General features: G+C 44.1%; 6 protein-coding genes. 4 read left to right on the top strand and 2 right to left on the bottom strand.

What is annotated here, in order from left to right; all coding sequences use genetic code 11:
- Positions 1 to 689: 689 nt before the first annotated feature.
- Entirely contained in the window at positions 690 to 1187 is a 498-nt protein-coding gene (locus ABEA58_RS13920; RefSeq protein WP_345552458.1) for a hypothetical protein, read from the top strand.
- Between the two features lie 485 nt (positions 1188 to 1672).
- Here ABEA58_RS13920 and ABEA58_RS13915 read toward each other — a convergent pair whose 3' ends face one another.
- The gene (locus ABEA58_RS13915; RefSeq protein WP_345552456.1) at positions 1673 to 2167 is read right to left on the bottom strand and encodes a hypothetical protein; all 495 of its coding nucleotides are present in this window, start codon (positions 2165 to 2167) and stop codon (positions 1673 to 1675) included.
- Between the two features lie 570 nt (positions 2168 to 2737).
- Between ABEA58_RS13915 and ABEA58_RS13910 the strand changes: the two genes are divergently transcribed.
- Positions 2738 to 4204, top strand: a complete 1467-nt coding sequence (locus tag ABEA58_RS13910; protein ID WP_345552454.1) for a DUF262 domain-containing protein — start codon at positions 2738 to 2740, stop codon at positions 4202 to 4204.
- Complete coding sequence (locus ABEA58_RS13905) at positions 4194 to 6158, top strand: DUF262 domain-containing protein (RefSeq protein ID WP_345552452.1); 1965 nt, start codon at positions 4194 to 4196, stop codon at positions 6156 to 6158. Before ABEA58_RS13910 ends, ABEA58_RS13905 begins: the two co-directional genes overlap by 11 nt.
- Before the next feature lie 105 nt (positions 6159 to 6263).
- Here the strand turns inward: ABEA58_RS13905 and ABEA58_RS13900 are convergent, their stop codons facing one another.
- Positions 6264 to 6821: a hypothetical protein gene (locus tag ABEA58_RS13900; RefSeq protein ID WP_345552450.1), complete on the bottom strand. Its 558-nt coding sequence runs from the start codon at positions 6819 to 6821 to the stop codon at positions 6264 to 6266.
- Positions 6822 to 7053: 232 nt separating this feature from the next.
- On the opposite strand from ABEA58_RS13900, the gene ABEA58_RS13895 reads away from it, so the two are divergent.
- Entirely contained in the window at positions 7054 to 7728 is a 675-nt protein-coding gene (locus ABEA58_RS13895) for a hypothetical protein (protein ID WP_345552448.1), read from the top strand.
- Positions 7729 to 8369 lie beyond the last annotated feature (641 nt).

The raw sequence follows: 8369 nt of genomic DNA, 5'->3' as shown, positions 1-8369 counted from the left end.
TCCCGCCGGGTTTTTCGTTTCTTGCCTGCATATTCAGCTTCAGCGAAGGTCAGCTGGGTCATTTTCTAGGTTCCCGGTTGGAAAACTGTATTTTGCCAGAAATGGGCTATTTTTCAGAGTTGCCCTAAGTCTATTTGAGCAGGAATAGCTTTTAGTGACATTTTAGGGTGTTCTGACAGGATGCATATTGCATGGAAGTGGCTCATCATAAAAAATCAATACGAGCAATCTTTGGGCAATGGCATAATCGATCAGAGTGTATTCAGGTCAGATCTGTTGTTTGAGCGAGCTTTGAAATATGCCTATTTCGAGGCCTGCGGGTGGGGATGCGCATAATAACAGAGTGCTTTGCTGGCTGGCGCCAAATGCTGCGTCGGATGCCTGTCTTATAAGTTGGTGATTTCACGATTCGATCAATAGGCTGTGTGACAATTAGCTTATGACTTGTGCTTCCATGATACAGTACGCTAGCGTACTGGTTCGAATACTACTTGGATTGGCCAAGCGCTGTCGAAAACTATGAATATGACCCAATACTTCGGTTGTTATGAGTAGGAAAGTCTGCAGCTTTATATCAGCTTTATTTTAAAGTGTTTTTGCAAACTTTTTTGATGGTTGTTAGAGGGTAATTGGTACTAGTAACAGCAGTTTATTACTTGTTGATAAAAATGTGATTCATGGGAGGGGTAATGAACATAGGGCTATTAGGGCAGAATGTTGGGTTGGCGCTGTGTAATGCGTTTTATATTGGCGAGAAAACGCCCGAAGATGAGCTTCTAGTTCCTTTTGGTATATTTTTCACTGAGAATGAAACCAACATGGTTCCATTTGAAGCGAATAGTCAAGCAGAAGCTATTGAAATGGGTCGCAATGTGATTGCTCATAACGAAGAGCATTGGAGTGGTTGGTGTTATGGGAGAGAGGGGCTGGTAAATTTGGAGGATGGTAGCAAGCATGATGCCTTTATCTTCGAAGCAAAATTAAAAGATATGTCAAAGCCGCTCATATTGATTCAATTGTTCGAATATCCTTTTAGGCTTTCTGGAAAATTGATTGTAAATATGCCATCAGAGTTAAACAATGTATTTGTACAAAATAGAGGGCTGTTTGTTAACAGCTTACATGATGGTGCGCGCTCACATAAGCAGGGTGGTCCTTCTTGGGAAAAATGGGAGCAGCTGGTTTGATGAGTGAGTAATTGAGGCATAAGGCCCGGTGTAAAATTCTTGCGTCAGATGGATTAGTTCAGGCCAAACCTGATACATCTCCTTAAATAATTGGGGTCAGAGTAAAATTTTGACGCATTAATCTCTGCTTGGAAGAAAAGGACTATTCGGCATGCGGCGACTGGTATTTTGAGTGTCCGTAAGGCAGAGAGATTGGATCTTATACCGCTCAGCCGTAATCAGCAAAAGATTGTGGCAGGGATTATGCAGGGGGAGAAAAGTGGTGGGCCCTCCGGGACTTGAACCCAGGACCTGCCGATTATGAGTCCCCATTAGCAAGTGCTAACTACCGCCGATTCTGCGGGCCATAGGCTAGTTTGGCGCCAAAAACAACGAATTTCGTTACCGGGTTAAGGGAGCGGTGGTGCCAGTTGTACCCCCAAGCCTAGATTAAGGTAAAACCTCTTCTATATATCGGGGTATTCAAAGAATACCGTTACCAGCCTTCATGCCGGCGCAACTTCGGGCAGGCCGCTAATGTGACTTGTTGCGTCAAAGTTAACCTGATTCATCTGCCCAAGGTTCTCATCTACTTCCCAGAACTCTACTTCGTCGGGAATTACATGGAAATGGGTTCTCACGTAATACTCTGCCAGTGATTCGCCAGTCCTAGGGTTCAGATCGCGCCTGACTGTAAAGACTTTCCTGAAGCTACGGGGAGCCAAGTAAAAATACAGCATGGCTTGATCCCACGTGGTGAGTTTGGCTGATGGGATGTTGCCACTCTCTGTCCAGGTGTGGGATTTGCACTCCACGATAATTTTTTTGTCTTTGCAGCCCAGGTCAAACTTGTGCTGTTTCTGGTGCAGATGGCCTATGGGTAGCCAAAATGGGCGAGTTAGTGATGAGATGTCATCACTTAACAGGGTGTGAACGAGTTCTTCAAAGTCTGCACCTACAGCGGCATTGCTAACGGCATTTTTTCGCTGGTGGTTTGCCATTGGGGCGACGTTCCTATTCTTGGTTGGATACTTGGGGGGGCGTAGCCTCCCCTTAATTGCAGGCAACAAGAACCTTCACTGCTGCATATTATCTCAACCAAAGAATCTGATAAACAAAAGAACACACAAATAGCAGCACTCACTTAACACGAACCCTAATTTTTTTATATATGAACGAGTGGGGCTTTAAGATATTATGAGTGGTAATCATCGAAGGGGCTGCCAACATATATTAATTTCGATGATTAAGTGCGGACGGCGAATGAAAACTTGAGCTCGCGATATATGCGGCGCTCAATGCTTGATCATTGGATATACGTTCCAACTTTCTTACTTTTTGGATGCCGTCTCGTGTGACGGTTCCCAATAGATATCCATATCGAGTGCACTGGCTGTATTGAATAGATGCCGTACTGATGTATGTTAGATGGCAACTAATAGAGATAAGCTGTGGTTCTACCTCAAAGGCGTGATCAAAAATTGCACGGACGCGTAAGGGTATTGTAACTCTAGTAAGGGGCACAGATACTAAGCCCCGGCCAGCTTGTTGGCCCAGTACAAGGGTGGGAAATGACGGTTATCGTAGCCAGCTGTACCTTAAAGCAGCTATTTGAAGGGCAACCTGTTCGGGCATCTGATGGATCGTTGATCTCTGGACATCTCGCGATTCCAGAATATCAGCGCCCATATCGTTGGAATGGGGCGCAGATTGGGCGCCTGCTAAAAGACTATCAAGCTTATACCGAAGACCTTACAGAAGGTGATGCAAAGTATGCCTATTATCTTGGTAGTGTCATTCTCCATCAGGCCGAAAAACGTGACCAACTAAACATCATTGATGGTCAGCAGCGTTTAACAACATTTGCTCTCATAGAATATCTAAAAAGAAATCAGGAAGGACAGCAATTTGATCTGGGGATGATTTATCATTCGCCTGAATCCCAAATACAGATCAAGCAAAATTTTTCGTGGCTTAAAGAAAATGCTTTAGATCAATTGAAGAATATCGACCCGAATTCCGTCAGCTTAACATTGGTGGTTACACGATCAGAGGATGATGCTTATCGATTTTTCGAAACGCAAAATACAGGCGGAGTTCGGTTGTCTGGTCCTGATATTATCAAAGCTCACCATTTGCGTGTTCTTAGTCGAGATCAGCAAAATAAGTTTGCGAGTAAATGGGAAGAGATGGGTGATTTAAACCCAATTGTTACTTCACTTATTAAGGGTCGGTATTGGCAAACTTTTCTTGCGCGGAAGGTGCCATCTCATCGCCAGCCACAATCTGTAAGAAGTGCCGTAGTCGATGAGCTCGGTGATGGCACGGGTAGGGGAGCTGACATTGCGTATGGTCGCGTAGTGAGAGAGAACCGAGCAGATGGCGCACAGCTTCTGGCTCAGGCACAGCAGGGATATGAGCTGCGCCAGCCTCTAAATGCGGGAGTGAATACTATTCACTATCTAGCATACTTTGAAGGCTTGCGCGCTACTTACTTGAAATCTCCGAATGCTAATCTTGCTGAAATCGGCTCGAAACATAAAGAAATTGATAATTTTTACCATTTTTATCAATCATTTGTCTGCCACCTAGAGGGCTGTAGCTACTTAAAAGGGCTGTATGATACTTGCTTGCTTTTATACATAAGCCAATTTGGGGAGAAGGATTTATTCCTTGCTGCCAAAAAGCTATTTCATGTTGTCTATTCCCCACGAGTGAGTAATCAGAAGGCCGTGCGAGAAGCGTCTATATCGGCCTTCATTCGAGAGACCCCGGTACTCGATTGGATAGCTGTAAGCTATACGTCAAAAACACTGTTTGAGTACTTAGATAATTTCACATTGGAGGTGGATCCAGCTAACTTAGGGCCTGAGCACTCTGGCGTGAAAAAGAAATTTGTTCTTACAGTATTAGAATATTTTGGAAAGACAGTGCCAAAAAATACGGAAGCTCAAGATCTAGCAGATGTGTTCCTTGACACAATGAATAGAAGAATTGTCCAGAACCTCAGTTCTGGAGGGAGAGTCAATGTCATTTAATCTTGCGCAAGTCGATACCGAGACTCTGACACTCTCCCATATTGAAAGCGGGAATTATAAGTTCAACATCCCTAGCTATCAGCGACCCTATGTATGGCCAGATGATGACGTTCTTAAACTTTTTATTGATATTAATGAAGCACGTAAGGCTGGTGAAGAGAACTACTTTATTGGCACGGTGTTAACATCGATTGAAAAGGACGACCAGGGAAGTAATGTCTACGAGCTTATCGATGGGCAGCAGCGCACAACAACTCTTATGTTAATTGCCTTGGCGTTCAAGATGGCAGGGCAGAAATCAAAAATAGCCGAAGTTGCCTCTCACAAGGGACAGCCTAGACTGCAATTTGCTATACGTAGCCAAGTCCAGCATCTACTCGGAAGCCTAGCTGGGCTAGGAGACTATTCTTTCCCGGGAACAGAAGCTATTGCAAAAGATCCATATTTGAAACGACTGTATGCCGCATTGCAAGTATTGTTGCAGAAAGTAAATTCATTACCTTCTAAAGATAAAATAGACTTAGCCGATTACATTTTTTTTAAAGTCCAATGGGTTAACAATATTGTTCCTGCAGAAATGGACTTAAACCGACTATTTGCAACAATGAATACGGCAGGAATACAGCTTGAACAAGCCGACATCTTAAAGTCAAAACTTTTCAGAAAAATAAAATCAAAAAAATTACTCTATGATGCGATGTGGACTGCATGTGAACACATGGAGAATTATTTTGAGAGAAATGTCAGGAAAGTATTCCCTAGTGCCCACTGGGCTGATGTAAGACCTGAAAGTTTAACCGAATTCAATGAAGGCTTCTTTTCAAAGCAGGAGCAGGGTCAGGATCTAGCAGAAGGGTTGACTATTGGTCAACTGGCTTTGGAAGGGGATGATTTTTCTTCCATCAGTCCAGCGTCGGACGCGGTTACTGAAGACGACGAGATCGAAAATGAAACCGTTTATTGCCGTTCAATAATAAGTTTTCCGTTGTTGCTTATTCATGCTTACCGAATATATCTTGCTTTCAATGGTGGGCAGGACATCGTGAGCAGAGTTCGCGCAGATAAGTTGCTCGAAGCATTTGAGCCGCTAACTGTAGCAAGTGAAGAGGAAGTAATTTCTTTTATTAAGCTTTTATGGCAAGTTCGCTATCAATTTGACCGTTGGGTAGTTAAGTGGGTCGAACGAGATGATAGTGATGATGAACAGCTGCGCTTAACGAGTCAGAGCCAAAGTCGATCAAGAGGTAATGTTTATATTACTCGTTCTCAAAAAGAACTATCAGAACTGGTCATGTTGGAAAGCGTAAGAAACTTTACTGGTGAGCGCAGCGCACAGTATTGGTTGACCCCATTTATTGGAGGCTTAATATATCAGGGTGTTAGCAAAGAAGAAGACGCACTCTCTCTCTTAGAGAAAATTGACAATGAGTTATCACTTGCCGATGAGTCGGAGACTCAGAAGAGTGCGAGTTTTAAACAGACTTGCGGAAATCACCCGAACGTCGAACGTTGGCGATCTCGTGTAGAATATTTTGATGAGCCGAAAGGCACTAGTTTCGAACATTATTGGTTTCAAAAGCTGGAATATCTACTTTGGAAATCTACAACAAATCGGGACGGAACGAAATTTAGGGGATACCGAATTACTGCTAAGAACTCGATAGAACACGTTCATCCACAGAAGGAGGAGCATGGTAATCTTCTCGCTTCAAGTGTTCTCGATGCTTTTGGGAACTTGGTCTTGCTTAGCCCGGGAGAAAATTCATCTTATAGCAATCAGGCCGTGAAAAAGAAGCTGGTTGATTTCGAGGCTAAAAGATCTTATGACTCATTAAAGCTAAAGGCTATGTTTGACAAACTAAATGAGCAGGGTGCCTGGGGGAAAGAACAAATTGAGCAGCATCAGGCGGAAATGCTGTCGGTTTTCTCTTCACACTATACAAGCGGAAACTGATTTTCAGGTTCTTTGTACTATATTACCGTGTGATCAACTACCTCGGTAAAGTTAGATATTAAAGTCTCCGACTATTGTTGTTATTGGCAATATGTCTCGTTGCCATTACTCATTTTCGGGGTGTCTGTTTTGGAGAGTAATGCTGCGAATTGCGCGGCGTCTACCAATCTTCAATTCATTAATCATCAAGAAAGCCTGGCCATCACCTACAAGTAGAGTAAGAATGTCACTTACGATTGCTGGTGGCATATAGGCGGCACCGGACCAAATTCTCGTTCCCCTCCGGCGCTCTATGAAACCAACGGATTCTGGCGACTCATATACGGGATCACTCCGATCGCCCCGCTTACGGTATTTTGGTAGACCCGCTGCATCCCGCACGTGGAACTCATCCAGAGTGGCGCTGAAATGCCCATCTTGGGGGTTATGCCCCCAAATGGAGATATTAATTTCATCGCCGGCACGATCTTCCGGATAGCTGATAGTGCCCCTCAAGTCCAAATCTGTTTCATACCGGAAAACTCTGCATTCGGGGTGAGCATACCGCCTATCGTGTATTTCATAGTTGATTTCCCCGGATACTCGAACTGAATAATCCTTAACCTCCGCACAGATGAAGCTGTATTCGGCTTTGGTTGTAGCTGACTTGCGCTTTGCGGTCATATTGGTTTCTTTACTTGTCCAGTGGGCACACAGAAGATAGCAGAAGGTTAGAGTGGAGAGCTCCTATTGTTGGCGTCTGAAGTTAAGCCTCTTACATGGATATGTTTCCAGGCTTCCCTTTTACTTTGTAAATCGAAGATAGCGCATCAATTCTTATCTGGCCGACTATCGGAGTCGATTACAAGTCGGTATTCTAAAGCGCTCGAATGATTATAAAAATATAGGTTTTTTTATGGGCGCAGAATCTGACCTTAAGTATCTAAAAAAGTCGAAATTAAGTTTAACGATCGATTCTGAAAAAGAAGCTCGCTGTATAGATGCGAGCCGCGCACTGAGAATTTCTGCGATCGATAAGAAAATAAAGGAATTAAGCTACGTAAGTAATAGATATGAAAGCCCCCTGGCTGGCGTTTCATTGCGTATGCCAGCTGTACAAGGCACTGTCCAGCGCTTGAAGATATTTGCACTATTGCCAGTTGTTATAGTATTGCTGGCATTTCTAGCAATGCTTGTTCCTGTTTGCTACGCCGCATGTTGGCTCGAATGCAGAAAAGATATTCGGTCGTTGAAAAAAAAGAAGAAGAGCCTGTTGGAAAGCATGGGAGAGGGGGATGCTGTCGGTATTAAGACGCTAGAAGCATTGTGGTGTGAGCATGGAGTTGGTAGAGATGATGCCACGCTTGACGGTCGCATACGTCTGATCGACGAGTGGATAGAAATATTGTATGGAAAGGATTGTTCGATGAACGTAGATTTCCCACGTGTCGTTGAACGAGTGCAAGCAGAGAATGCTGGGGCGAATCGTCCGTACTATGACGGAGTAGAGGGTGCACCGCATTTCTATTTTGGATGTCCTGTAGAGCAAGCGGTCGATCAAGTCTCTGAATTGCTTCCATTATATAGGTAATGACAAAGTGCCTCGGCTTTTGAAGGGGATACGGTGAACGACCAAATATCGAAGCGTATTACAAGCTTCCTAAAAAACCACTTTCAGCTGGAATGGAATGGAATTCATGGCGCCTCTCACTGGGCAAGAGTGAGGCAAAATGGATTGATTATTGCTCGGCAAAATGGAGCCGACCCAGTTGTTGTTAGCCTTTTTGCTCTACTCCATGACATAGAGCGGCGATCGGATGGTTCTGATCCCGAGCATGGCGCACGTGCGGCGCGGCTAGTCCAGGAGTTAAATGGGGAATACTTTAATTTACATGCAAGGCAAATGGATCTTCTGCGACAGGCTTGTGAGCTGCATAGCGACGGAGAGACCTACGCAGATATAACGATTCAAACTTGCTGGGACGCAGACCGCCTGGATTTGGGCAGAGTAGGGGTAAAGCCTGACCCAATGCTGCTTTGTACTGCTGCAGCAAGGAATCAGGACTTAATCGATTGGTGCTACTTAAGAGCAAAGAGATGGGCGTCTGATCTTGCCCCGATAAAACGGACACACCATCTTTTACGCTGCTATTCGCTCATATTCAATCGGGGACTGATAATTTAATGCGGAATGCAGCCGTTTACGATTGTAAAAATCATTAATATACCGAG

The organism is Microbulbifer aestuariivivens (assembly GCF_039545115.1).
In the GTDB taxonomy this organism is placed as follows: domain Bacteria; phylum Pseudomonadota; class Gammaproteobacteria; order Pseudomonadales; family Cellvibrionaceae; genus Microbulbifer; species Microbulbifer aestuariivivens.
Note: the sequence above shows the minus strand (reverse complement) of the source record. Positions and strands in the feature narration are given on the sequence as shown.